Below are 23,475 nucleotides of genomic sequence, written 5' to 3' on the forward strand. Positions count from 1 at the left end.
CCAATAGAGTTAGATTATTGAATGGTAATATTTCTAAGACGCTTATCCATTAAGGCTTTCATTTCCTCTTCGGACAAACTGGATGTTTGATTGGTAGAATTTTCAGGAGCAGAGAGCTGCTCCCAGTCTGCTTGTATATGTATGGTCTCTTCTTTGATCCAGGAAATCCACAGTTCTATTTTATCCAGACGTTTCTGAATTGCCTGTGGAAATTCGGAACGAATATTATTGCTGTTCATCTTGTTTACTTTGTCGGGCATCAGCGTAAATCATTGCAAATTCATAAACTCTATCAGACCAAAAGTGGCTCTCGGGATTCAAAGCGTTAGCCACGCTGCCATAATGAATTGGCTTATACTTTTCTGGATCCTCTTTAGCTGCCATGTTCATTAAAACCGTTATCTCCCGGGCATCTCCATGAATTAGTTTTTTACTAAGCGCAAGTTTCAAACTACGTTGTTCTTTCAATTTTTCAGACTTTGATGCCCGTGGTTCCACTTTGATGTTATTTGCGTACATTTACGTTTCTGCGTTTAATTTTAACGTTGTATTTTTACGTTGACATCACAAACATAATCAACATAATCGACATAGTCAACATAAATATCAACATAGTCGACATTTTTCGAAAAAATTAAACGTATCGTGTCTTTTATTGATAATTCTTCAAGGAATGAACCCAAATACAATAAATAGAAATCTGTACTACCTCAGAACGAGCAAAGGGCTTACCCAGCAACAGGTTGCCGAGGCACTCAATATTGCTAGAAGTACATATACTGGCTATGAAAGTAAGTGGGTTCCGGACCTTGAGACCCAGAAAAGCTTGGCAAAATATTACAACATCAACATAAACGACTTGCTCAACAAGGAAATGATGCCGGCAGAGGAAGTGGCATCATACATGGCAAAGCTGGATCGAAATAGCAATAGGGGCGGAAAAGCAGATACTAAAAAGCCCAAACAAATAAAAAGCCCTTTCCCAGCTGATGACGAGCTTAATTGGGAAAGGGCAGAAATTCTCGCTACCAAAAGGGCTACGGCGATGGCAATTTCTAAGGTTTACGCTTTGTTGGGGACTCCTCGAACATACGAGGAGGTCTTAGCAGACATAGATGATGACAGAACGACGATTTTAGCTGATCTGAGAGCAGGACGGCTTTCCTTTGGTCCGTCAGACCCTCAGAAGGACAGGGAAAAGTCTTAGGGTTTGTAGGCGCATTCTTTGGCTTACGCGTCGATTTCGTGGCGGTTACTCTTCTTTTCATGACGGTTCCAATTCTTTAATAAAAATGAGGGCATCGACAGACAACAACCTAATGTATCCATTCACTACGCATTGTATGCGCGTGGCAAAATTATGGTCACTGTCTGTGGGTTAATTTAAGATGTGTCCTGGTTCGCTTGGAATAGGAATGTACCAATCTTAACGTTAATAAAATCATAACTGTGCTGAGTATTAGAGATTCACTTCTAACTTAAACGCTTACACGAATGAAAAAATGTGCACTGATCGCAGTTCTTTTTGGCATCTTATCATGTGGAAATAGTAAGGATGATCCGCAGCCCAATTCTACCGAAGTTATCTATGAGGTCAGTACCAATGCAGGCACCCCCTTCGATTATGTAGGATACGCAGATTTGGATGCTACTTCTGCTACCGGTCTTATAGAATGGAAAGTAACCGGCACTGGAACGTTCGAGAAACACGCTCACATAAAAAAAGGTGGCGGGGCAATCCTCCAGGCGCAACATGCAACTTCTAACAAGTGGGTGCTCAGGATAAAAAGTGCGACCGGATCAGTGCTGGCAGAAAATGCAACTATTACCCTAAACCCAGGGACACCTTCTTCATATACAGCTACCTGCCAGGTGATAATACCATAACAAATGAAAAAAACTGAGGATTTGGTAATTACCGATCGACGGATGCTCGAACTAATGGAATTTACCATCACGAAGGGGAAAGTAGGAACTAAGGCTGAATTTTTAGCCAGTATTGGAGCGAATCCTAGGAATCAGTCAAACTATCAAACCGGCCATCAAAGATTCACGGTAGATATGATCCGGAAGGCCGCCGAAGTTTATGGAATTGATACAAACTGGTTTTTTGGATTTTCAGCAAGAATGAAATCAAATCTGAAAGACCTCTCCACAATTGAGTTGCTAAAATTGGCTGTAAGTGAAGCTGAGAAAGAGCTTGCAAAGAAAAAGTAGCCTTAACACAAAACTTAACACCAGTTGTGAAGAAGCAATTAAATTATAAAACTTATAATACATAATTCAATCACCAATAACAATATAATTGCAGACACTGAGGGGATTAGCTGACTCTTAATCAGCGGGTCTAGGGTTCGAGTCCCTACAGGGTCACCTCTTTGAACAAGCGGCTTACACAGCCGCTTGTTCATTTATGCAAACTCCACTTCTTTCTCCCTTGATTCCGAAAATCCGGCTACATCATTTAATGCGTCAGCTTTGAAAACGATGGTTATGCTGGTTCCCTGCTCAACCTGAAAGCTAATAGCCGCATCAATATCCTCACTTAATCCCTTTATTAACCGCAAGCCCATAGACTCGGGTTCAACTTCCTGATCAAATGCGGGCATTCCAATCCCATCATCCATAATTTGCAAAGTGATCAGGTCGTGGTCATTCTTCATAAAAATGGAGATTTCCCCATTCCTATTGTCGGGAAAGGCATATTTGATGGAGTTGGTCACCGCTTCGTTCAAAATCAAGCCTAATGGGATGGCTTGCGAAAGCGTCAGTTCGACAGGATCGATATTCAGTTTGAACTTTATTTGTTTAGCAACTCCAAAACTATCCTTTAGGGATTCCATCAGTTCAGGAATATATTCGGCCATGTCGATTGTTTTAATGTCGTCTGACTGATAAAGTTTCTCATGGATCAGTGACATGGCGTATATGCGGTTCTGGCTGTTTTCTACCGCTTCCAGCGCGTCATTTTCAAGATTACGGGCCTGCGCCTCCAGCAAACATATCACCGTATGCAGGTTATTTTTTACGCGGTGGTGAACTTCCTTCAGTAGCCAGTCCTTTTCTTTGAGCAGATGTTGCAGTGTAGCATTCTGGCGGTTAATCTGTTGTTGTTTGGCCAGCAATTGCAGATTGGTCTTTTGCTTTGCGCGGTATGATTTATAACCTATTCCTGATAACAGCAGCAATAGGACTATTCCGCCAATAGTAATATTTTTCTGCAGACTAACTTTGTCTAACTGAGCCTTCTGGGCGACTTCTTTACTATGCAGTTCTTTTATAGCCAGTTCCTTTTGCGTGGTCTGGTATTGTACATGCAATTCTGCAATCTGTTTATCCTTATTAGCCGTAAAAATTGAATCTTTAAGCTCGTCCCGCCGTTCCAGGTTTTTTATGGCTCCCCGATAATCGCCCCTGGCGAGCAGGTACTTATATAAACCGGAATACAGCGTTACCAGCATACCAGGCTGCACAGGCGTTATGCTATTTTTAACGAGAATTTCAGCATTGTTAAAGTATTTTCCCGCCTCATCCAAATTACCAGACCTTTGATAAATGTCGGCCATTTCTGTATAGCACATCAATAACACGGGATTGTGGATTGCCTCACTGTGATAATTGTTTTTCAGATCCATGGCTAATAACTTCTTATAGTATGAAAGCGCTACCTCGTATTGGTTAGCTTTTGTGTAATAAAGTCCTGATATCCGATAGAGATATACTCTTTGATCATAAGTAATGGTTGATTCCTGCTTTAGAACGCTTTCCAAAACTCGACGTGCTTCCTCTAATCTGTCCAATCTTAATAATATTTGAATCTGGCCACATACATCCGGAAAATTCGGGTGCTCGACAGTCGCCGCTTTCCTTTGCCATTCCAGTGCCTCTTCAAATTTTCCGTTAGTAAAGTACGATTTAGCGATACTGCCATAGAAATGTGCGGACCAGCCAGTATCACCATGTACTTTCATATTTTCCAGGGCTTTCAGGCAGTAAGCGATGGACCGGTTATAATTTCCCCTATCGTACTCCAGGTACTGTAGCATCTCATATGTCGGATGTAGTATATTATACCCTAACTTCTGATATTGCGCCAACACCTCCTGCAACTCTTTTTCAGCTATGTCAAACTGCTTTCTTCTCATCTGAATACCGGCAATACCCCGTAAAGCATCGTTTGCATTAATCTGGTCATTCGTTTGCAGAAACAGGGATCGGGCATGCTGGTAATAATCTAATCTGTCCTGCATTTCGGCGTCTGAAATAGTATTCTCATAAAGTTTGGCTAATTCATGCCAGGCTTTGCCTTCCTTTTGCTTATCCCCTGTATTGTGATAATAGGCTATAACATCCATGAAGGATTGAATAAACCGCTTCTTGTCGCCCGCTTCGAAGTAGTAAGTACCTATCATTGTAATGGCTTTATACTTCCAGTCATTTTCCCCGAGCTTAATGCTTAATTGCAGGGCCTCGTTAAAAAAGCTCAGGGCGCTGTCCAGGTCATTTTTGAACTCACCAGGTTTATAAAGATGATATTTTCCCATCTTTATCTGGAGACTTATTCTGTTAGTATCCGGCTTACTGGCTTTAAGTTGTGGAAGCAACTCCTGAGGATGTAGTTCTGAAAAATTCTGGGCTGCGACATACGACACAGATAAAACCGGTAGTAGGCAGCACAAAATCAGCACCGGCAATTTGGATAAAGTACCTTTAATCAGGAGAGTAAAGTAATGGGGGATCGTTTGAGCAATCTTGCACATGGGTAAAGATAGTTGATATCGTAAAAGCTAATAATTTGAATATAAAGCCCAGGATTGAGTCCTGTTTCACAAAAGACAATCCTATTAGTTGGTAAACTTGCTTTAGCTATCGATCAGGCTGAATGAAGGGCAATTAAGTGCCCGATTTAAATTTCGGCTTTTTTGTTTAAAAAAACAATCCGTGCGTTTTCATTACCCTGCTATAGATGACGATATCATTTCGTTGTTACGCTATATTTTCTTATCTAGATATCACAGTTGAGGTTGTATAATTGTCAAGTTTCAAATCAGGTATTGTAAAGGCTATATAAGCAACAAGCCACCGTTAGCAGGCGGTTTGTTGCTTAACATTACTATTATTTAGGCTTCAGGCAGTGCTGCGGGCAATGCTTGCACCAGTTCACCCGTCGTTAGTATAGCATGCGCAAAAGTAGGTCCATTCAATACATGAGCAGCATGCATCATTTCCGGCGTATAGGCAGCTGTCGCGTCTTTCACCAGCGTTACATGGTATCCCAGTTCCATAGCAAAACGGCAGGTACTTTCTACACAGGTATTAGCCAGTAATCCAACAGCGATCACGTGGGTGATACCCCGTTGTTTAAGCAGCATGTCCAGATCTGTATTAGCGAAGCCGCTTTGTGCCCAATGTTCTTTGGCCACAATATCACCCTCCTGCGGCGCAAAATCAGGGTGCCATTCGCCACCCCAGGTACCTTTTGCAAAGGAATGGCGGCTCATGATACCTACCTGGGTTGGATTGGGAAACTTCCAGTATTGGTAGTCTGTTGGTTCCCACCGTTTATGTGGTACTATAAAAATTTGGATACCGGCTTGCCTGATAGCTTTAACAATGGTCCGGAGGTTATTAAGTAAGTTATTACTCTCGGCTACACCCTTAACCCTTGGCCACACCTTTCCGCCCTCTGACAAAAAATCGTTGTAAGGGTCGATAAACATCAACGCGGTTGTTTCGCGTATATAGGTTTGAGTTTCCATTTTTTTAAATTTAATTAAGGCCCTTATTAACTTCTTAAAGCATGCCGTTCGATGCTTTTGGCGAACAACGGTGTTTCACTTTGATTATGATAGATTGAAACAGGTTGACGCTGTGTTTTAAACAGGTCGAAAGGTATTCCCTGTTTCTCCAAAGCTTTTAGAAACCCTTCTGTTGGCCTTGAAATTACCCGGTTGGTAAATTTGCAGGTATGGTCATCTACCTTTTCAACGCTTAATTCCCAATGCACTAAAATGTTAACGCGACCTGTTGGCGTAAATACATCCGATACTGACTCCAGAATCAGGTGTGCAGGTTCCGACAACGTTTCTATGTAATGCTGCACCATTGGGCTACCGCCTAATACTTCCACGTTAATGGACATTCTTTTTCCTTCTGGCGAGGTGGTAACACCTGCAGCTACATGGGCAGGCGAACATGCCTGGTATTCATTTTCCGGGAGTGAAAAGCACCATTCGGGAATATTGATCTTTTCTATGGGAGCGTTGATCACAGCGGAAAAGCTGGAATCAACGATAATTTGTTCGTTTTCCATGATAACAAAATTTTAAGTTGTGTTTCTAAGATTTTATTGTAGTGGCAGGTCGTTATTCTCACCAATCCGGTTTAAATAATCGCCTACGTTATATTCAAAATCGCTATCCTGCTGAAAACCCCAGCTCCGGAGTTTTTCTATGATGGGCTTTCTTTCCGGCCGGCTGGCAGTCTGTACATACGCCGCCCGCGACTCATACATATGTGCTAACTGTGGCCTTGAAGCCCGCTCATTGACGAGAGCTTTAGCTTTCCCGGTTATTACCTGATCAAACTGACTGATACGGAGCGCAAAATTGTGTACAAACTCATCCAGCTTGTCATCAGTAATCATCCGGTTGATTAGCCCATAGCGTTCAGCAATGCCGGCACCCAGATCTTCACCACCTACAATGATTTCCAGTGCACGCGCCCTCCCTACTAAAAGCGGCAGAAATTCCATACTCCCCCCGCCAGGGATTGTGCCCACTGCTACCTCAAACTGACCAAATATTGCCTTGTCGCTGGCAAAGCGGATATCACAGGCAGCCGCAAACTCAATACCTACTCCACGAGTGCGGCCGCGGATAGCAGCAATTGAAATTACCGGCGACTCATACAGGGCTACCGCAACATCAAACACCGGCAGGATGCCGGAAGTTGTTTTCCGGGACACAATCTCACCACCTCTGGCGACGTCAAAGTGCGCGATAAAAAAATCCTGTAGCGCGCTGTCAAATACGATCACCCGCAATTCAGGCGAGGCCTGCATACGCCGCACTACTTCCTCCAGACCAGTCAGTAATTCAGGGCCAAACAAATTAAGTGGTGGTGCATCGAAGGTTACCTGCCAGTAACCAGGGCTATGACGGGTTAAACGAACCGGGGTACCCTCCAGTTGCTCTGTAATTTTTGGGGGCTCTTTCATCTTTTAAGATTTAAAATTCATATTGTAAAAAACCATTTGATCACCCAAATGCGTAACTCCTTAGCCGTGTGCAGCTTCCGTAACGTCCTTCCATTCCTCGAACTCAGCAAACCGCTTTTCATAGCTTTGCTTTACCAGTGGATAGGCTACTTTACCTAAGAGTAATCTGAGCGGTGGGTTTGTTGAATCAACGAGTTTAAGAATAGCATTCACCGTGGCTTCGGGCTTACCCCAGGCGTCAGGTGTAAGACTTCCATAAAAAGCTTCTCTCAGCGGCGTATAAACTTCATTTTCTTCTGTGCGGATAGCAGATGCGCCTGACCAATCTGTGGAATAGCCATTTGGCTCTATTAAAGTAACCCTGATACCAAAAGCTGCTACTTCTGTTGCTAAAGTTTCACTCAAACCTTCCACTGCAAATTTGGAAGCATTGTATAAACCTAAAACGGGCAGGGTAGCTAACCCCAGCATACTCGATACCTGTAAAATATGACCAGCTTGCTGTCCGCGCATTACCGGCAATATTGCCTGCGTCATCCATAGTAACCCGAAGAAATTGGTTTCCATTTGATCCCGTGCTTGCGCTTCTGTCGTTTCTTCGATCGTTCCAAACAAACCATAGCCTGCATTATTGATCAATACATCAATGCGGCCAAATTTTGCTATTACTTTCTGTACCGTTTCAAAGCTTTCCGACCTGTTATTGATATCCAACTTTATTGGCAATACAGCATCTCCATACCGGGCAACAAGTTCATCAAGATGTTTAAGCTCCCTTGCGGTCGCTGCAACTTTATCACCACGCTTTAAAAACGCTTCAGCCCATAGTTTGCCAAATCCGCGCGAAGCGCCGGTTATTAAAATTACTTTGGGACTTATTGTTGCATCACTATTTTTTATGGTTTCCATTGACTTGACTTTTAAAATTAAAATTGAGCCTGTTAGTGTACATTCTCAGGCTGTTTATTTTTATTCCTCGGATCATCTTCCGGATTTACATAACTTATTCCCAAAGGGCCGTTGGCGGTAACTTGTGTTTCATAACTGCCGGATTTCGCCCAATGGAAATGTGGTGTATTTCCAGGCAACACAACAACACTTCCGGGCGGATACGCTGTTAGTTTGGAAGCGTCAAATTTTTCGCCTATGCCGATATAAAAAACACCGGAGATGACTGTATAAATCCTGTTTTCAGGATGTATATGCGGGCGCAGTATTACGCCGGCAGGTACCCTCACACGGATAACATATGGGCCGTTTTTTTGGGGTTCACCTACCAGTATAGCAAGGCGCGCCTCCGGCGGAAATGCAGGGAACGGCGACCATTTAATATTCTCTGAATAGATGTCACCAAACTTATTGTCAGGAAGCCCCTGAGCATGGCTGGTGAATGCTCTTAGCAATACACAGAGGCAACAGAGCATCAAAAGATTTTTTGTTCTTTTCATGAGCTAACAATTTTTTCAACAAGAACCTCGGAAAGCGCCCGTTAAGTATTAAACTTTAGGTGTGTAGCCGTGCCATTGATAATCATTTTTATCAGGACCTTTCAGCGTAGTTCAGTAAGGTATCGATTGCCAATACTGAGGAGGCCGGATTCTGGCCGGTTATCAGCAGACCATCGCGGGTTACAAACGGTTTCCAGTCTTCACCTTTTTGAAAATTTGCGCCTCTTTGCTTTAACATATCTTCCAACAGAAAAGGCACCACTTCAGTAAGTTCAGCTGTTTCTTCTTCCGTATTGGTAAAAGCGGACACTCTTTTTCCGTCAATCAGCCACAAACCTTCGGGCGTTCTTGCATATTTCAAAGCCGCAGGAGCATGGCAAACCAGTACTACAGGCTTCCGGTTAAAATAAAATGCTTCAATGAGCTTCACGGAGTCCCTGTCTTCTGACAGATCCCACATGGGGCCGTGACCACCAGGATAAAAAATAGCGTCGAAATCTTGTTCTGAAACACTGTTCAGTTTTACCGTATTGCTTAATTTTTGCTGTGTTTCAGGGTCGCTATAGTACCGCCTGGTAGCCTCAGTTTTGTTTTCGGGCAGGTCACTTTTTGGATCAATTGGTGCTTGCCCACCTTTCGGTGATGCGATCACAATCTCTTTACCGAGATCACGTAACTTATAATAAGGTGCCGCAAACTCTTCAATCCATAAACCTGTTTTTTTGCCCGTGTCACCCAACTTATCATGAGAGGTGACAACGAATAGAACTTTGTTGATTTTCATAATTTTGACATTTTAACTTGATTTTTAGGCAAAGCAATTCCTGTCCGGCTATTTCCCGGCTTTACAAATGCTTATGGCTAATTCTTATAGTTGTGTTTTTACACCTGCTTTCAGAAATTTCAAACGATTGGCAATTCCCAATGCCGTAAAGGACTGCCCGAGCATTTCACCTGTTTCCGTATAGTGTGACCAGCCTTCAAAATGAATAGGGATAATCGTTGCCTCGGGGAAAGCAAAGGCAGTATCTATGGCATCGTTGCTTCCCATCGTGACATTGAAAGGCCCCCGTGGCCTGGCGGCACCGGCAAAAATGAATACGTATTTGGGGTTAAATTTTTCGGCGACTTCCTGTACGCCTTCATAGAACACGGTATCTCCTGTCAGGTAGATTTGCAGCTCCCGTGTTGCCACAATAAACCCGGTTACGTCACCCGTGAGATGCTCGCTTCCAGCTGGGCCGTGCCTGGCAGGTGTAGAAGTGATGGTGATACGCTCATCCAGGACGATGGATTCCCATGGAGCCAATCCAACTGCATTGCCTTGTAATCTGTCTGCTCCCACCCTGGTGGTAAATATTTTCGGTACTGACTTTAGCAATTCCCTCCCTGTATGATCCAGGTTATCTCCATGTTGATCGTGACTCAGCAACACCACGTCAATTTTACCGGGATCCACTTCTGCAGGTCCTTCTGTTTTCGAATAGGCAGGCTTACCATTGATGTTAAATACTTCGCCAGCAGGGTCAAGTGTTGGGTCCGTCATAAACCTTACGCCCGCTATCTCCAATATGATGGTTGGGCCGCCGAGATAAATAACATTGATTGTGTGCTTCATCGTCTTAAGCTTTTAAGCGTTCAAAATGGGCAGTGGTTTCGGTTATTAGCGCATTCATCAGGTCAATGGCTTTGGTATGTTTTAATAGCGGTGCTATCTGACCACCCCAAAATAAGACCATATCCCACTTCTGCTGTTCAATAGCCGCTTTCCGGATATGCGACATAAATTGTGTTTGCAATGGGAAAGGGAGGAATTCCTTTTCCCGACCTTCAAGGTCACTCGCAATGCGGCTGATTATCCCTCTGCCCAATCTGCCGGTAAACGCTCTTGATAACATGGTATACTTTGCAGCATCTGAGCGTAACATTTGCTTATGAACAGGTATAGCGTTCGATTCGTCGGTAGCCAGAAACGCTGTCCCTATCTGGGCTGCATCGGCGCCAAGTGTAAGTGCTGCAGCCACACCTTTACCGTTGGCAATACCACCTGCGGCTATCACAGGAGTTTTTACCTTTTCTTTGATCAGTTGTAATAATACAAATGTTCCGATAGTGGATGATTCGGCTGAAGCAAGAAAGGAAGGGCGGTGGCCACCCGCTTCGAAACCTGACGCGATGATAAGGTCAACACCCGCCGCCTCCAGCGCAATAGCCTCATCCAAAGTAGTGGCAGCACCGATGGTAACAATGCCCAGCTGATGGCACTGTTCCAATATATCAGCAGATGGAATCCCAAACATAAAGCTAAACACGGGTGGCCGTTCGTACAGGATCACTTCCACCTGGTTTTCAAAACGGGTTTTGAAAGGTGCAGGCTTTTCCGGCATCGCTATGCCTAACTCATCAAAATAAGGTTTAAACAATTCCTGTGTCCGGATGAACTGATCATCCGGAACATCACCACCCACCGCATCAGTATCCGAAACCCAAAGGTTGATATTGAAAGGCCTGTCCATTGCAACCTTAAGCTGACGGATAATATCACTCAATTCCTGCGGATGTAGCGTATATGCGCCATATCCACCCAGTCCGCCCGCATTTGATACAACCGATACGAGTTCCACCGACGACAGGCCACCGCCACATGGGCCCTGGAGAATCGGGTATTCAATACCCAGTATTTTAGCTGCTTTTGTTTGATACCACATAACGCTGCTGTTTATTGTGCCATGTCAGTTAACATTTTATTGACGATAACCCACTTACCATCGATCTTATGAAAAGACAGGAACTCATCATAATTAAAGTCGTACATTTTGACATGAAGCTTAGCGACGGCTATTGAATTGACTACATCGATCGTGTGAATGTCGCCCTGGAAAGGTTTACCCGAGTCTTTCACACTCACCCGGTTCATTACAGCATCCAGGTACTCAACGAGCGTTTTGGCATACGGCACGCCTTTGATATCACCGAACAGTAAAGCCCCCGGATGATACACTTCACGAAGCAGTGCGATATCACCCTCGTAGATGCCTTTCAGATACAGCTCCTTCAAAGCCCGGGTGATTGCTAATTTATCCTGATTATTAGTTTCCATATTATTTTGATTTATGCATTTGGAACGCTAAAATGCTGAACAACAAAGTCGTTAATAAAACAATTTTCCTTAGTTTAAGTTATGCCCGGCAGCCATACCACCATCCACATTGATAATAGCACCGCTAATAAAGTTGCTCTTTGCAACGGTATAAACCATTTGTGCAATGTCTTCCACTTCTCCTATCCGGTTCAATAAGTGCAATCCGGCACCTTTGTCCGCATCAGCTCCGTGCATTGGCGTTCGAATAGTGCCCGGCGCTATGGTATTGACTCTGATATTTTCTTTCCCAAACTCAGCTGCCAGCTGTATCGTTAGCGCATGTATGGCTCCTTTTGACGCCATTTGTGCTGTGATCGGCACTCCGCCAAGTGCATGGTTCACCAGGGGGGTACCGATGTTGATCACTACACCATCATGTTGTTTCATCATCTGCGGAATAACAGCTTGTGTGGTAAAATAGGTTCCCTTCAGATTAGTATTCAAAAATCGGTCAAGGTAGGCTTCATCTACCTGCAGGAACGGTTTAGTTTCAAATATACCAGCATTATTAACCAGTACATCCACCGAACCAAATCTCTCCAGTGCGGCTGTCACCAACTTTTCACCGGTTCGTTTATCACTTACGTTTCCTGCTACCCAGGCCAAATTTGGTCCCGCACCTAATTCCCTGTAAACCTGTTCCAGTTTATGAGCAGTGGAAGAATTGATGACTACATTATCGCCATTGTCCAAAAAGTGTCGGGCTACTTCTTTACCGATACCAGAAGATGCACCGGTAACGATTATTGTTTGTTTTTTCATGATATTACTTTTTATCTGCGGTAATCCCTTTTTCGCGCAAAACTGAAACTTGTTCACCTGCGTATCCCCAATCATCTAAATCTACTTCCTGTATCACGACGTGGGTTAATTGCGGGTCTTTGTTAAGCACATCGGTTATCAGATCAGTAATGCCTTTGATGAGCGTTTGCTTTTGTTCCCTGGATATACCTTCGCGGGTGACTTCTATTTTTATGTATGGCATGATTTTAATTTTTAGGATAAAGCACTTATTAAGCAGCTTTAGCAGTAATGTTAACATTCAGTTCAAAGTCATTGTAGATCAGCGTATCGCCTAAGTCCTTAAAGAAATTACCGGATCGAAATTTCATTTCGTATTTGGTACGGTCAACGATGATGGTACCGGTTGCATGTAATACGTTGCCATTTACGCTGATACTCGCATTAAAGCTAATAGGATGTTTAATCCCTTTAATAGTCAGGTCGCCATAAACACGGTTGCCTGAAACTGAAATTATTTCGAAAAATGCTTCGGGGTATTTTTCAGATGAAAAGAAATCATCAGATGCCAGATGCCCCCAGAATTGGGCGTTTAATGCAGGGTCCTTTACATCCAATATTTTAATGGAGGTTGTATCGACAATAAATTTGCCGCCTACCAGTTTTCCATCATTTAATATTATTTCACCTTCTTTGATGTCGATCGTGCCGTTATGTGCACCGGTTACTTTTTTTCCTACCCAGTCAATATTGCTTTGAGTACTTACAATTTCAAATTTTTGATTTTCCATTTTATTTGTGTTTTAGATGACAGAACAAATTTCGGTGGTATTTCCCTGCCGGGAGCGTGATCTGCATCACATAGCGGCCAACATTATTTTTTGTGATGTAGATCACGCTGGCCCGGGGCAGGTTTATGGATTAACGCAACGACTTAAATGCAGCCCGCATTTCTTCGGCAAATATTTTCGGCTGCTCCCAGGCAGCAAAGTGGCCACCTTTTTCAAGCTTATTATAATAAATCAGCTTGGGGTATGCCGCTTCTGCCCAACTTCGCGGGGCCTGATAAAGTTCGTCAGGAAATGCACTAACGGCTACAGGTATGCTAACACCCTTCGGTGCAAAAAAGGAAAGTTTGCTTTCCCAATACAGGCGTGCTGAAGAAACTGCTGTTCCGGTTAACCAATACAACGTAATGTTATCAAGAACGTCATCTTTCGTCAGTCCTTCAGCCTCCCCGTTAAATACATTTGATATGAGGTTAAGGCTTGCCGCATCATGATCAAGCATCCAGGCTGCCAAACCAATCGGAGAATCTTCAATGGCGTATAATGTTTGCGGGCGGTTCGCCATTTCATTGGCATACCCTAAGCCATGTTTGTAAAAATAGTCGAGCTGATCAAAGGCATGTTTTTCATCAGCAGAAAGAGCAGCTGGTGCTGGTTCACCATACTGAAGCGCTTTTGCAACATCGGCGGGAACCGTAGCAGGCATATTGGTATGAATACCAATCAACTCCGGTGGGGTAAGCAGGGCCATTTGTTCTGTAACTGCATTGCCCCAATCACCCCCCTGGGCTACGAATCGTTTATAATTCAGCCTTTTCATCAGGGTAATCCATGCGCGGGCAATGCGTTGTGGGTCCCAGCCTGTTGCCGTTGGTTTTGCAGAATAACCATAGCCCGGTAGTGAAGGTATGATCACGTCAAACGCATCTTCTGCTTTTCCGCCAAACGCCGTTGGATCTGTCAGCGGACCAATAACTTTGAGCTGCTCTATAACAGAGCCCGGCCAACCATGAGTAATGATGATCGGTAATGCATTTTTATGTTTGGAGCGCACGTGTATGAAATGAATATCCAACCCGTCGATGGTGGTGACAAACTGTGGCAGCTCCTTGAGTTTGGATTCAATCCTGCGCCAATCGTATGCTGTTGCCCAGTAATGTGCCAGCTTTTGCATCACTTCGAGCTGTACCCCCTGCGACTTATCCCCTACCGTTTCGCGCTCCGGCCATCTGGTTGCCAATATGCGTTTTTTAAGATCAACGATGCTGCTTTGGGCGACCTTCACCTGGAAGGGGCGTATTGCTTCACTATCATCAGCTGCTCCCATCGGAGCTCTTTGCGCAATGCTAAACGCACTTTGCACCATCAATGCGCCTGCGGCAATCGTACCTGCAATAACTTTTCTGGTATTTTTCATTTTTCAGGTTGTTTTTATGGTTCGATTTCGCCAACCTAATTGCATGCCAGCCTTATATTATTACATTACAATTAAATACAATTGTAAATTTTGTATATTTTATTTAAATATCGTTAAAGTGTGTGAGCGTCCAGCGAGATATCGAGATATTAAAAATTCCAATAAATTAAATTGAGCACCGTATTTTTATTCAAGAAAATACTTGCTGAATTTATTCTGAAACTATATTAATTCGTTTCTTGTTAAGCAACTATACACAGTGAAATGGGATGACATCGCGATAAAATGAGTTAGCGACTGAAGGTATCAGACTGCAGTTAAAATCAGGCAGCTATTATTGTTCTAAACAGGCAAGAACATAAAGCATTAAAAGATATGAATACAAAGATTCTGATTGTTGAGGATCAATTTATAGAAGCAGACAACTTGCGTGGAATACTGCGCGGCGCCGGTTATATTGTTTGCAAGATCGCCCGTTCGGTCCCGGAAGCATTACAAATTATTGAAGAGGAGAAACCGAGCTTGGTTTTAGTTGACATTTATTTAAAAGGGCCCTTAACAGGTATTGACCTGGCCAAAACTTTACGGGAGAGACATATTGCCTTTGTCTACCTTTCTGCTAATTCAAACAAACAGACCCTTGATGCTGCAAAGGCTACCAGGCCTTACGGATTTCTGGTAAAACCATTTAGGGAAAAAGATGTGTTGGTGATGTTAGATGTCGCCTGGTACCTGCATCGCCAGGACCACGGTTTATCAGAACCATCCAAAGATATCAGCAAAAATACAAAGGCAGCTGACTTCAGGGAAATCATCGGCGAGAGTGACTGTATGAAGGAAGTGATGAAAAATGTCCATATAGTTGGTGGATCCGATATATCTGTGCTCATTTTAGGAGAGAGTGGCACGGGGAAAGAATTAATTGCGCGGAGTATCCACCAGCTATCCGAACGTAAACAAAAGCCTTTCGTTGCCGTAAACTGCGCTGCGCTGCCGGCCAACCTGATCGAGTCAGAGTTATTTGGTCACGAAAAAGGATCATTTACCGGGGCCTCTGAAAAAAGAATCGGCAAATTCGAACAGGGAAACCAAGGGACTGTCTTTTTAGACGAGATCGGTGAACTTCCACTGGACCTGCAGGCGAAGCTACTCAGAGTATTGCAGGAAAAAGAAATTGAACCCATTGGTGGAAAAACCAAAAAAATAGATGTACGTATTGTCGCAGCGACTAATCGCAATCTGGAAGAAGAGGTGGCAGCAGGTAAATTTAGGCTGGACCTTTATTACCGGATAAACATCTTCCCTATTCTGTTACCACCACTGCGCGAACGTAAAGATGATATTGTTGCCCTGGCTAAACATTTCGTGAATATTTATGCACTCAAAGAAAAAAAAGAAATCGACGGGATAGCAGACCACGTAATCCAATCGATGCTAAATTACAATTGGCCCGGCAACATCAGGGAATTGGAAAACGCTATGGCCAGAGCTGTGCTTTTAACAAACGGCCCCATTGTCAATTCTCTTACCCTTTCCGGTTCCAATAAAAAAACGGAGACTGCAGGTAACGGGCGGATAAAGTCACTGGTGGACAATGAACGGGATCATATTCTATATGCGCTGGAACAATGCGGCTGGAAAATATATGGGGAAGATGGTGCTGCAGCATTACTGGAACTTCACCCCTCCACTTTGAATTCACGAATCAAAAAATTAGGTATTGAAAAAAAATATGCAAAAAACAATAGTTTGTGATTTTCTTTTGCTGGCAAACGATCACATAATTATGGAACCTTCATGACAATCGTATATCCAAATAGATATTAATGTAACCTGCTAAGCGTTTCACGCGAAACACCTAAATAAGCTGCGATGAGGTGTTTAGGAACAGCATTATATAATTCGGGATATAAATTTAAAAGTTCTTCATACCTGCCTTTGACATCATTATTCATAAAAGACAGCAATCTTTTTTGCGCGGCGACATATCCCCTATTGGTGCGCCACCTGAAAAAATGCTCTACCTGATGAAGCTCCTTACACAATTTCTCCCGATCGGCATTGCTTAAACAAAGTACTTCGGTATCCGAGATGCAATCAACATTAACGGTGGCTTTGCCATGATTGTACAAGGCATTATAATCCGATGCCCACCAGGTAGACATTGCAAATTGAAGGATGAACATTTTGAGATCATCGTTAACGAAGAAAGTCTTTAGGCAGCCCGAAATCACGAAGTATTCGTAATTAACGGTATCGCCCTGCGTAATAATGGCCTGTCCTTTTTTGAAGCTTTGCTGCTGAAAGTGCGAAAAGAAATAGTCAAATTCCTCGTCACTCAGAACGGTTAGTTTAGATATGTGATCCTTTAAAGTTCCTTTAGCGTCCATAGTTAGCGTATATAATGCAAAGACTTTTATTAATAAAATTAAGCATTCTTTTAAAAAATCATTGTAATGAAATCCTGCTGTCCGATTAGAAGCTTAGATGCTTATCAGACGTGAAAGCACTACCATTAAAACTGCTTATGTCGGTTAATGCAGGCGTTTAGTTTCCTGCAGCGTAATATTTCCGTTTACCAAAATATTGATCATACTGACAAATTTTTCCCCTACATGAATCATTTATCCCATATTGACCGGATTTCCCACTGTTCATAGCTTTGCTCCTGTAACAAAAAAAGTACATCAATATGAAAGGAACTAAAGTATCAGTGATAGGATTGGGGGCTATGGGCTCAGCATTGGCAAAGGCATTTATCAGTAAGGGCGCCCATGTGACCGTATGGAACAGGAATACGGAAAAGGTACAGGCTATGGTGGCAAAAGGTGCTACCGCAGCGGCGAGCGCTGAAGATGCTATAGCGGCGAGCAGCCTAACCGTCATCTGCGTGTCGGACTACAAAACGGCAGACAAAATCCTTAAAAACAAAGCAGTAGAAAATACACTAAGTGGCCGCACCCTGGTACAGTTAAGTACCGGTACGCCCAAAGAATCCCGCGAGGCGGCGGCATGGGCCCAACAGCACGGGGCAGTCCTGCTCAATGGCGACATCCTCGCATGGCCACGGCAGGTAGGAACGGATGCTGCAACGATTACCTTCAGCGGCAACGAAAAAGCATATAACACCCACGCCACTACGCTAAAATTACTGGGCAGCACCAGCTTCCTCGGTGAAGAGCCCGGGCAGTCGTCAGTATTGTTTGCAGCAGTGCTGGCATACCTCGCGGGCAGCTGGATCGGCTTTGTGCATGGAGCGCTGATTGCGGAGAACGAAGGATTCCCCCCTGAAAAATTCGGAGAATTAATCCATAGTGTTTCACCCATGCTGGCAGAAGAATCGAAGCACATGGGCCGGGTGATCGATCAGAATAAATTCAGCGATCCCGAAAGTACGGTAGATACTACCGGCCACGACCTGCATCTGCTGGTGCAGCATTCCCGGGAAGCGGGTATCAGCAGCGAGCTCCCTGAATTCGCTGCCAGCCTGTTCCAACGGGCGATAGACGCAGGGTATGGCAAGGAGGAACATGCCGCCATTATCAAAGTACTGAGAAAAGTGAGTTAGAACTAGTTGTTACCGAGGATATATTCCGCGTGATGGCCATTCACGTACTCCTTATTTTCATTACCCCACTGCTCCAGAACGTTGATCACCGGCAGCAGGCTGCGGCCAACGGTCGTAAGCCGGTACTCCACACGGGCGGGCACCTCGGCGAAGATCTCTTTATAAACAATCCCCATCTCTTCCAGTTCTTTCAGGTGGAGATTGATGATGCGTGGATTCACCACTTCCATCTCGCGGTGGATGGCGCTTGGACGGGCAACGCCACGCCGGATACAGTCGATGATCCAGGCCTTCCATTTACCTCCTATCACTTTTACAGCCACTGCAATGCCGCAGTCCAGCACTTCAGGTATTTTCTTCTGGTACATCTTTATTGGTTTTAACCAAAGATAAAATGGCTAAACGACAAACAGGACAGGGAAAAATTTATCCCTGTCCTGTTTATGGCAAATATTTTCCCACGGAGTTCGCCTGTGGGGGCTGTCGGGCCTTTATATAACTTACTTTGTAAACAACTTCTTTACCTGCTTCCCGATCATCATCAATCCCACCATTACCAGCCCTGCTGCCAGGCCTATTCCAAACTCTTTTAAAATGGAAGCCACATTGGGCAGGAAATGATGGAAATACTCAATATTATGCAGGAAGATACCGCCAGACACCAGTATAAGCGCAAAAGTACCTACCACCGCCAGTAACCGGATAATCAATGGCAGCGCCTTTACCAGCATCATACCGATGGAGGCAAGAAACCCCTTGTTGCCATAACGTTTGATCAGTTTATAACCGGCATCATCCATCCTCACAATCAGCGCTACGATACCGTATACGCCTATGGTTGCCAGGATACCTACAATACAAACGGTAATGATCTGGGTAACAAGTGGCTTATCCAGCACTGATCCCAACGCGATAATTACTATCTCTATAGACAAAATAAAATCCGTGGTAACGGCAGACTTCACTTTGGTTTTTTCCGCTGCCAGGTCATTTTCCAGCACTTCCGCAGCCGGCTCCTCCGGTTTTGCTTTTTCTTCCGAACGGTGAAAGAGGTATTCAATGATTTTCTCTACCCCTTCATATGCAAGGTAAAGTCCGCCCAATATCAGCGCAATCTTTATCGCGATTGGAAAAAACACGTTTAACAGTAATGCAATAGGAATGATGATGAGCTTGTTGAGAAACGATCCCTTGGTGATAGCCCAGAGTACAGGGAGTTCCCGGGAAGACAGGAAACCTGTCGCCTTCTCTGCGTTCACAGCGAGATCATCCCCCAGGATGCCCGCTGTTTTTTGCGTGGCTACTTTAGCAGTTACAGAAACGTCATCCAATAATGCCGTAATATCATCCAGGATCGCAAATATGCCCGAGGCCATTGTGTTGGTGGTTTAATTTAGTTCAATATAGGTTCGTATTCATCAATTTGCGTACCGTTGTTTTAGTACACAGTTTATCAGAAAGAAAGGCAAAGCTGCTGGTTTTTTTTCATATGTGCAACAAAAAGAAGCCATTATCTCCAACATTATAACCTTGCCGGAGTCTATGGAGCATCTTAAACTTTTCAAGGTCCTTCGTTGCAGTTTAAGTGGAAATAGAGAGAATTTTCCTCCTACTGCAACCCGGCAACACCCATCTATCCTACTTTTATATATCATGTAACCCAAAAAACCTGTAATTAATTCCCATAGCACTACATACCTTATATGCTGAACAACCACTCCATGGCATTGCCCCCGGCTAAAGACAGGAGAGGACAAACAATAAATGCTATTTACTATGAAACAGAGCGCAACTCCAAAAAAGCTCCAGTTAACCAAAGTTAAAGTCGCTAACCTGACTGCTCCAAAACAGAAAAACAAAGTCTGCTTAACTTCAGCAGATCAAACTACCTGTCCTGGTGGCTGCAAACTGACTATTGATTGCATTTAATATGCGATTTAAGCCAATGTCACAGGGCGTATCCCTGTGACATTGGTTCAGGGTTGCTTCCTGAGTCCGCATTTCACAAGGCACCTGCCGCACAGCTTTCCTATGCGCTGGCAAATTGCCGTCATTATACATAGAGGGCACACGCCAAATTTCAACAGGTTATTTCTTTTTTCGTGATTGCCGGCTTGGGAAACCGGTACTACTGCACTTTGTTGTTGTTTCATTGCCTTTGGTTTTTTAATTGATACCAATGGCATCTCCCTGATCACCCACTTTTGTGTTTAATTTTTTGATTTGTTGCAGGCATTTATACTTCTGCTGGGCAGCAGTATGCTTATTTTTCCAGCCCATTTTTAGCATGAGCGCCTGCATAGGAGTGTTGTGCAGGAATATGGCGGACAATACCTGTTGGCAGAAGCCTGTCATTTTGCTCCACCAGCCTGACAAGCTATGTTGATATGGTTTGGCTGGTTCCATATGTTCTTCCGGAACATCGGGAATATCTGTATTACTGATCCGGCTTCGGTTTCGCAGCTCTTTCAGCCAGAGGTTTCTGGCAACTGCAAACAGAAAAGTATTTAAGGAAGCGGTTAATCTGAAATCCGGGTTATTGATTTTTTCGAGCAGCACCAATAGTGCCTCCTGGAAAATATCTTCCGCATCCTGTTCATTCCCGCTATTTTGTTGAATATAGTGGCAGATAGCAGGGAAGCTATGCTGATATAGGTCCGTATAGGCTTTACCGTTCCCCTGGGTTAGCTGCACTGAAAGTTCGCTTGCTGAAATTCCGGCCATGTTTTATGGTATATACCAAAGAATACAGATGATCACCCGCTATGCGTATTTTTTTCTTCCGGGGGCTCCTGCTGGAGCCTTTTCCTGCGCACCACTACGGTGTAAATGAGGAGCCCCAGTGCAGGCATAGCTGCCAGAAAAATGGTAGTATAAACGTTATTTTTTGTGGTTGCCGGAAAATAAATATTCATCACATAATTATCTGCCGGCATACGCCGCCCTGTTGCGGGCACCTGTCCCTTTTGAATATTTTCGCTGGAAAATCCGTAAATAATATCGGGAGATGTTACCGTTGTTATGCTCAGTGTATACGGTACCGGTAGTTGCCGGTGTTTCCCCAGTTGCCCGGCAATAGCAGCGAGCGAATCGGGACTGAAAGTAACCGGGTTTTCAAATTCGATCCTATAGCCGTTATTGATTTTCTTTAATGGCAAGATGTAGGAATTGCTATCCCCCGATGCCAGTAAAAAACGATGTGCCAGGTTACGCAGCTGCATTTCAATGGCACTTTCGGCCATTGGTTTTAGTTGTGCGCTTACATGCAGGATATTGAAAACCAATAGGTAAAGAATAGAGAAGATTCTTCCCGTCATCATTCTGCCCAATTTTAAACATCAATTTACAATTTTTGTACGGACGTTCGGCAATTCCACACATCCCTTACCTTTGCCCTAACCACATCACCACTCCATGATTACTGACCATCACGGCGACCTTTACGAATCCGCTCCTGCCCTGCAGGAGATCATCACGCATTATTACCACGTATATAACCCTGCCGGCAGCAGTAATGTTAATAAGCACCTGGCTCCAAATCTGGAAATGATGGTGGTACTTAACTTTGGACCTACGATACCATTCTCGTTTGGCAGCGAACCTGCGGGCACCTATCACCTGGAAGCTATTTCCGCGGTGGGTCCACTTCGGAAAATGCTCAACTACACGTTGGTTCCCGGCGCTGATGCGATGGTGCTTAACTTTCATCTCAACGGATTTTACCGGATATTCAACACGGCCATTGATCAATATAAAACGGTGGTATTTCCTGTAGTCTTGCCTTATATACAGGAGCTTTGGCAGGAGTTGAAGGCTGCAACCATTCAACAGAGGGTTGATCTGTTAAATGACTACCTGCTATCCATTACAACAGACAACGATGCAGCCTCTCAACCCCTGTTAGCCGGTAAAAACTATTTTCACGACCCGGTAATACAGCCGGCGAAAGCCATAGCCGCTAATGCGCAGCTGTCCGAAAGAACCGTGCAGCTAAGGTTTCAGAAATATACCGGTTACTCACCGAAAGAATTACTGCGGTTCCTCCGGTTTAAAGCCGTCATCAACACTATCATCTCCCAAAAAGAAAATTTACCGGATGTATTTGACTTGATAGCCACCTTTAATTATCATGACCAATCCCACCTGATAAAGGATTTCAGGCATTACCTGGATACTACACCGCAGCAATTTATGAAAGTACTAAAGGATAATAATTTCTTTGTAACCGGTTCGGGGAGAGATAAAAATCAGGCGATGAAATAGCCAGCGTTATCCGAAATAAATTCCGCAAAACTTCGTGCAGGCCTGCCTGTTACTTGCTGAACGGCATTGCTTACGGCAGCGGCCTCACCACGGGCATAATGTGCGTAATCCTCTATCAGCCCTTCCGCCTGCCACTGCGGGAAGCCCAGGGATAATACCGCTTGTAGCATGTCTGCCGGGGGCACATCTATATAACGTATGCTCTTTCCAGTTACTACTGATAACATCTCCGCCAATTCATAATGGGAGAGTGATTCAGGGCCGGTAATATCCAGTACCTGATTATGCCAGTGGGTGGTGGTGAGCACCCAGGCAGCCACTGCAGCGATATCCTGTACATCCACCAGACTTACTTTCGCATTCCCGGCCGGTGCAAAAAACTGGCCTTTGTGGATAATACTATCTCTGAACAACAAAAACCCCTGCATAAATAAATTGGGCCGGAGGAAGGTATACGTCATGCCGCTGGCAGCGATATGCGCTTCCACCGCGGCATGATACCGGAGGAAACGGACAGGTGAGGCCGCATCCGCTTTATACTGCGACAATTTCACCAGATGCTTTACCCCTGCTTCAGCAGCGATATTGGCGAAGGTAATCTGCTGTTGCTCTGCACTGGCCGTTGAGTTAGTTAGTAAAAAAGCGCTGTGCATGCCGGCCACTGCCTGTCGCAATGAATCCGGGTTATCAAAATCTCCTACTACTACTTCCACACCATTAAGGGAAGAAAATTTTGCAGTATCCTGCGCATTGCGCACCATGGCGCGAAAGGGTATACCTTGTTCCGACAGCAGCTTAGCGAGTTGGGTTCCGATTTTTCCGGTGGCACCTGTCAGCAGGATGGTGGCTTGTGTTTTTACTGTGTTCATAGCTTTATGATTTATGATTT

Annotated in this window: 28 protein-coding genes; 6 read left to right on the forward strand and 22 right to left on the reverse strand. The window is 44.2% G+C overall.

All coding sequences use genetic code 11. The features are described 5' to 3' along the window. Positions 1-14 precede the first annotated feature (14 nt). Together BUB18_RS03240 and BUB18_RS03245 are read right to left on the reverse strand one after the other, a co-directional pair. Complete coding sequence (locus tag BUB18_RS03240; protein ID WP_073077960.1) at positions 15-239, reverse strand: hypothetical protein; 225 nt, start codon at positions 237-239, stop codon at positions 15-17. Continuing rightward, complete coding sequence (locus BUB18_RS03245; protein ID WP_073077962.1) at positions 226-519, reverse strand: hypothetical protein; 294 nt, start codon at positions 517-519, stop codon at positions 226-228. The genes BUB18_RS03240 and BUB18_RS03245 overlap by 14 nt, the downstream gene beginning before the upstream one ends. A 154-nt stretch (positions 520-673) precedes the next feature. On the opposite strand from BUB18_RS03245, the gene BUB18_RS03250 reads away from it, so the two are divergent. The 3 genes from BUB18_RS03250 to BUB18_RS03260 all read left to right on the forward strand — a co-directional run bounded on the left by BUB18_RS03250 (position 674) and on the right by BUB18_RS03260 (position 2,217). Beyond that, complete coding sequence (locus BUB18_RS03250) at positions 674-1,207, forward strand: helix-turn-helix transcriptional regulator (protein ID WP_073077964.1); 534 nt, start codon at positions 674-676, stop codon at positions 1,205-1,207. Between the two features lie 287 nt (positions 1,208-1,494). Next, positions 1,495-1,887 (forward strand): hypothetical protein, encoded by a 393-nt coding sequence (locus BUB18_RS03255; RefSeq protein ID WP_073077966.1) that lies wholly within the window; start codon positions 1,495-1,497, stop codon positions 1,885-1,887. Between the two features lie 3 nt (positions 1,888-1,890). Then, positions 1,891-2,217, forward strand: coding sequence for a hypothetical protein (locus BUB18_RS03260; RefSeq protein ID WP_073077968.1), 327 nt, complete (start codon positions 1,891-1,893; stop codon positions 2,215-2,217). 194 nt (positions 2,218-2,411) lie between these two features. Here the strand turns inward: BUB18_RS03260 and BUB18_RS03265 are convergent, their stop codons facing one another. The 14 genes from BUB18_RS03265 to BUB18_RS03330 form a co-directional block, all read right to left on the reverse strand. Beyond that, on the reverse strand, positions 2,412-4,544 hold the full coding sequence (locus tag BUB18_RS03265) for a tetratricopeptide repeat-containing sensor histidine kinase (protein WP_178372076.1): 2,133 nt from the start codon (positions 4,542-4,544) through the stop codon (positions 2,412-2,414). 576 nt (positions 4,545-5,120) lie between these two features. Next, positions 5,121-5,759 (reverse strand): cysteine hydrolase family protein, encoded by a 639-nt coding sequence (locus tag BUB18_RS03270; RefSeq protein ID WP_073077972.1) that lies wholly within the window; start codon positions 5,757-5,759, stop codon positions 5,121-5,123. Between the two features lie 26 nt (positions 5,760-5,785). Continuing rightward, positions 5,786-6,313 carry a hypothetical protein gene (locus BUB18_RS03275; RefSeq protein ID WP_073077974.1) on the reverse strand — a complete coding sequence of 176 codons (528 nt, stop codon included), beginning with the start codon at positions 6,311-6,313 and terminating at the stop codon, positions 5,786-5,788. Positions 6,314-6,346: 33 nt separating this feature from the next. Continuing rightward, on the reverse strand, positions 6,347-7,219 hold the full coding sequence (locus BUB18_RS03280) for an enoyl-CoA hydratase/isomerase family protein (RefSeq protein WP_073077976.1): 873 nt from the start codon (positions 7,217-7,219) through the stop codon (positions 6,347-6,349). Positions 7,220-7,279: 60 nt separating this feature from the next. Further along, entirely contained in the window at positions 7,280-8,128 is an 849-nt protein-coding gene (locus BUB18_RS03285) for an SDR family NAD(P)-dependent oxidoreductase (RefSeq protein WP_073077978.1), read from the reverse strand. A 32-nt stretch (positions 8,129-8,160) separates the two neighbouring features. Continuing rightward, positions 8,161-8,667 (reverse strand): cupin domain-containing protein, encoded by a 507-nt coding sequence (locus tag BUB18_RS03290; RefSeq protein ID WP_218587978.1) that lies wholly within the window; start codon positions 8,665-8,667, stop codon positions 8,161-8,163. Between the two features lie 91 nt (positions 8,668-8,758). Beyond that, a complete protein-coding gene (locus BUB18_RS03295) occupies positions 8,759-9,451 on the reverse strand; it encodes a type 1 glutamine amidotransferase domain-containing protein (protein WP_073077980.1) in 693 nt (230 codons plus the stop codon). Between the two features lie 84 nt (positions 9,452-9,535). Beyond that, a complete protein-coding gene (locus tag BUB18_RS03300; RefSeq protein ID WP_073077982.1) occupies positions 9,536-10,285 on the reverse strand; it encodes an MBL fold metallo-hydrolase in 750 nt (249 codons plus the stop codon). 4 nt (positions 10,286-10,289) lie between these two features. Then, the gene (locus BUB18_RS03305; RefSeq protein WP_073077984.1) at positions 10,290-11,375 is read right to left on the reverse strand and encodes an NAD(P)H-dependent flavin oxidoreductase; all 1,086 of its coding nucleotides are present in this window, start codon (positions 11,373-11,375) and stop codon (positions 10,290-10,292) included. A gap of 11 nt (positions 11,376-11,386) precedes the next feature. Then, complete coding sequence (locus BUB18_RS03310; protein ID WP_143159810.1) at positions 11,387-11,767, reverse strand: nuclear transport factor 2 family protein; 381 nt, start codon at positions 11,765-11,767, stop codon at positions 11,387-11,389. A gap of 69 nt (positions 11,768-11,836) precedes the next feature. Continuing rightward, complete coding sequence (locus tag BUB18_RS03315) at positions 11,837-12,571, reverse strand: SDR family NAD(P)-dependent oxidoreductase (RefSeq protein WP_073077986.1); 735 nt, start codon at positions 12,569-12,571, stop codon at positions 11,837-11,839. 4 nt (positions 12,572-12,575) lie between these two features. Next, complete coding sequence (locus tag BUB18_RS03320; protein ID WP_073077987.1) at positions 12,576-12,794, reverse strand: tautomerase family protein; 219 nt, start codon at positions 12,792-12,794, stop codon at positions 12,576-12,578. A gap of 28 nt (positions 12,795-12,822) precedes the next feature. Beyond that, positions 12,823-13,341: a YceI family protein gene (locus BUB18_RS03325; protein ID WP_073077989.1), complete on the reverse strand. Its 519-nt coding sequence runs from the start codon at positions 13,339-13,341 to the stop codon at positions 12,823-12,825. A gap of 130 nt (positions 13,342-13,471) precedes the next feature. Beyond that, entirely contained in the window at positions 13,472-14,755 is a 1,284-nt protein-coding gene (locus BUB18_RS03330) for an epoxide hydrolase family protein (RefSeq protein WP_073077991.1), read from the reverse strand. A 375-nt stretch (positions 14,756-15,130) separates the two neighbouring features. Here BUB18_RS03330 and BUB18_RS03335 point away from each other — a divergent pair, with 375 nt between their 5' ends. Next, positions 15,131-16,510 (forward strand): sigma-54-dependent transcriptional regulator, encoded by a 1,380-nt coding sequence (locus BUB18_RS03335; RefSeq protein WP_073077992.1) that lies wholly within the window; start codon positions 15,131-15,133, stop codon positions 16,508-16,510. Between the two features lie 68 nt (positions 16,511-16,578). Here the strand turns inward: BUB18_RS03335 and BUB18_RS03340 are convergent, their stop codons facing one another. Then, entirely contained in the window at positions 16,579-17,145 is a 567-nt protein-coding gene (locus BUB18_RS03340; protein ID WP_073077994.1) for a Crp/Fnr family transcriptional regulator, read from the reverse strand. Between the two features lie 302 nt (positions 17,146-17,447). Between BUB18_RS03340 and BUB18_RS03345 the strand changes: the two genes are divergently transcribed. Continuing rightward, the gene (locus BUB18_RS03345) at positions 17,448-18,323 is read left to right on the forward strand and encodes an NAD(P)-dependent oxidoreductase (RefSeq protein WP_073077996.1); all 876 of its coding nucleotides are present in this window, start codon (positions 17,448-17,450) and stop codon (positions 18,321-18,323) included. A gap of 2 nt (positions 18,324-18,325) precedes the next feature. Here the strand turns inward: BUB18_RS03345 and BUB18_RS03350 are convergent, their stop codons facing one another. From BUB18_RS03350 to BUB18_RS03365, 4 genes are all read right to left on the reverse strand, one after another. Further along, the gene (locus tag BUB18_RS03350) at positions 18,326-18,691 is read right to left on the reverse strand and encodes a winged helix-turn-helix transcriptional regulator (protein ID WP_073077997.1); all 366 of its coding nucleotides are present in this window, start codon (positions 18,689-18,691) and stop codon (positions 18,326-18,328) included. Positions 18,692-18,823: 132 nt separating this feature from the next. Next, complete coding sequence (locus BUB18_RS03355) at positions 18,824-19,699, reverse strand: DUF808 family protein (RefSeq protein ID WP_073077999.1); 876 nt, start codon at positions 19,697-19,699, stop codon at positions 18,824-18,826. A 790-nt stretch (positions 19,700-20,489) separates the two neighbouring features. After that, positions 20,490-21,047 (reverse strand): RNA polymerase sigma factor, encoded by a 558-nt coding sequence (locus tag BUB18_RS03360; protein ID WP_073078001.1) that lies wholly within the window; start codon positions 21,045-21,047, stop codon positions 20,490-20,492. 32 nt (positions 21,048-21,079) lie between these two features. Beyond that, positions 21,080-21,643: a hypothetical protein gene (locus BUB18_RS03365; RefSeq protein WP_143159811.1), complete on the reverse strand. Its 564-nt coding sequence runs from the start codon at positions 21,641-21,643 to the stop codon at positions 21,080-21,082. Positions 21,644-21,737: 94 nt separating this feature from the next. Here BUB18_RS03365 and BUB18_RS03370 point away from each other — a divergent pair, with 94 nt between their 5' ends. Then, the gene (locus BUB18_RS03370) at positions 21,738-22,586 is read left to right on the forward strand and encodes a helix-turn-helix domain-containing protein (RefSeq protein ID WP_073078005.1); all 849 of its coding nucleotides are present in this window, start codon (positions 21,738-21,740) and stop codon (positions 22,584-22,586) included. Here the strand turns inward: BUB18_RS03370 and BUB18_RS03375 are convergent. Continuing rightward, positions 22,571-23,455, reverse strand: a complete 885-nt coding sequence (locus tag BUB18_RS03375) for an SDR family oxidoreductase (protein ID WP_073078007.1) — start codon at positions 23,453-23,455, stop codon at positions 22,571-22,573. The genes BUB18_RS03370 and BUB18_RS03375 overlap by 16 nt on opposite strands. Positions 23,456-23,475 lie beyond the last annotated feature (20 nt).

Source organism: Chitinophaga jiangningensis (assembly GCF_900142605.1).
GTDB lineage: Bacteria > Bacteroidota > Bacteroidia > Chitinophagales > Chitinophagaceae > Chitinophaga > Chitinophaga jiangningensis.

Coding starts and splice junctions, on each gene's coding strand:
- BUB18_RS03255 (WP_073077966.1), top strand. CDS start 1,495: ATGAAAAAATGTGCACTGATCGCAGTTCTTTTTGGCATCTTATCATGT.
- BUB18_RS03265 (WP_178372076.1), bottom strand. CDS start 4,544: ATGGGAAAATATCATCTTTATAAACCTGGTGAGTTCAAAAATGACCTG.
- BUB18_RS03325 (WP_073077989.1), bottom strand. CDS start 13,341: ATGGAAAATCAAAAATTTGAAATTGTAAGTACTCAAAGCAATATTGAC.
- BUB18_RS03350 (WP_073077997.1), bottom strand. CDS start 18,691: ATGTACCAGAAGAAAATACCTGAAGTGCTGGACTGCGGCATTGCAGTG.
- BUB18_RS03345 (WP_073077996.1), top strand. CDS start 17,448: ATGAAAGGAACTAAAGTATCAGTGATAGGATTGGGGGCTATGGGCTCA.
- BUB18_RS03340 (WP_073077994.1), bottom strand. CDS start 17,145: ATGGACGCTAAAGGAACTTTAAAGGATCACATATCTAAACTAACCGTT.
- BUB18_RS03285 (WP_073077978.1), bottom strand. CDS start 8,128: ATGGAAACCATAAAAAATAGTGATGCAACAATAAGTCCCAAAGTAATT.
- BUB18_RS03335 (WP_073077992.1), top strand. CDS start 15,131: ATGAATACAAAGATTCTGATTGTTGAGGATCAATTTATAGAAGCAGAC.
- BUB18_RS03315 (WP_073077986.1), bottom strand. CDS start 12,571: ATGAAAAAACAAACAATAATCGTTACCGGTGCATCTTCTGGTATCGGT.
- BUB18_RS03260 (WP_073077968.1), top strand. CDS start 1,891: ATGAAAAAAACTGAGGATTTGGTAATTACCGATCGACGGATGCTCGAA.
- BUB18_RS03295 (WP_073077980.1), bottom strand. CDS start 9,451: ATGAAAATCAACAAAGTTCTATTCGTTGTCACCTCTCATGATAAGTTG.
- BUB18_RS03310 (WP_143159810.1), bottom strand. CDS start 11,767: ATGGAAACTAATAATCAGGATAAATTAGCAATCACCCGGGCTTTGAAG.
- BUB18_RS03275 (WP_073077974.1), bottom strand. CDS start 6,313: ATGGAAAACGAACAAATTATCGTTGATTCCAGCTTTTCCGCTGTGATC.
- BUB18_RS03250 (WP_073077964.1), top strand. CDS start 674: ATGAACCCAAATACAATAAATAGAAATCTGTACTACCTCAGAACGAGC.
- BUB18_RS03300 (WP_073077982.1), bottom strand. CDS start 10,285: ATGAAGCACACAATCAATGTTATTTATCTCGGCGGCCCAACCATCATA.
- BUB18_RS03370 (WP_073078005.1), top strand. CDS start 21,738: ATGATTACTGACCATCACGGCGACCTTTACGAATCCGCTCCTGCCCTG.
- BUB18_RS03360 (WP_073078001.1), bottom strand. CDS start 21,047: ATGGCCGGAATTTCAGCAAGCGAACTTTCAGTGCAGCTAACCCAGGGG.
- BUB18_RS03305 (WP_073077984.1), bottom strand. CDS start 11,375: ATGTGGTATCAAACAAAAGCAGCTAAAATACTGGGTATTGAATACCCG.
- BUB18_RS03320 (WP_073077987.1), bottom strand. CDS start 12,794: ATGCCATACATAAAAATAGAAGTCACCCGCGAAGGTATATCCAGGGAA.
- BUB18_RS03270 (WP_073077972.1), bottom strand. CDS start 5,759: ATGGAAACTCAAACCTATATACGCGAAACAACCGCGTTGATGTTTATC.
- BUB18_RS03280 (WP_073077976.1), bottom strand. CDS start 7,219: ATGAAAGAGCCCCCAAAAATTACAGAGCAACTGGAGGGTACCCCGGTT.
- BUB18_RS03290 (WP_218587978.1), bottom strand. CDS start 8,667: ATGAAAAGAACAAAAAATCTTTTGATGCTCTGTTGCCTCTGTGTATTG.
- BUB18_RS03240 (WP_073077960.1), bottom strand. CDS start 239: ATGAACAGCAATAATATTCGTTCCGAATTTCCACAGGCAATTCAGAAA.
- BUB18_RS03245 (WP_073077962.1), bottom strand. CDS start 519: ATGTACGCAAATAACATCAAAGTGGAACCACGGGCATCAAAGTCTGAA.
- BUB18_RS03365 (WP_143159811.1), bottom strand. CDS start 21,643: ATGATGACGGGAAGAATCTTCTCTATTCTTTACCTATTGGTTTTCAAT.
- BUB18_RS03375 (WP_073078007.1), bottom strand. CDS start 23,455: ATGAACACAGTAAAAACACAAGCCACCATCCTGCTGACAGGTGCCACC.
- BUB18_RS03355 (WP_073077999.1), bottom strand. CDS start 19,699: ATGGCCTCGGGCATATTTGCGATCCTGGATGATATTACGGCATTATTG.
- BUB18_RS03330 (WP_073077991.1), bottom strand. CDS start 14,755: ATGAAAAATACCAGAAAAGTTATTGCAGGTACGATTGCCGCAGGCGCA.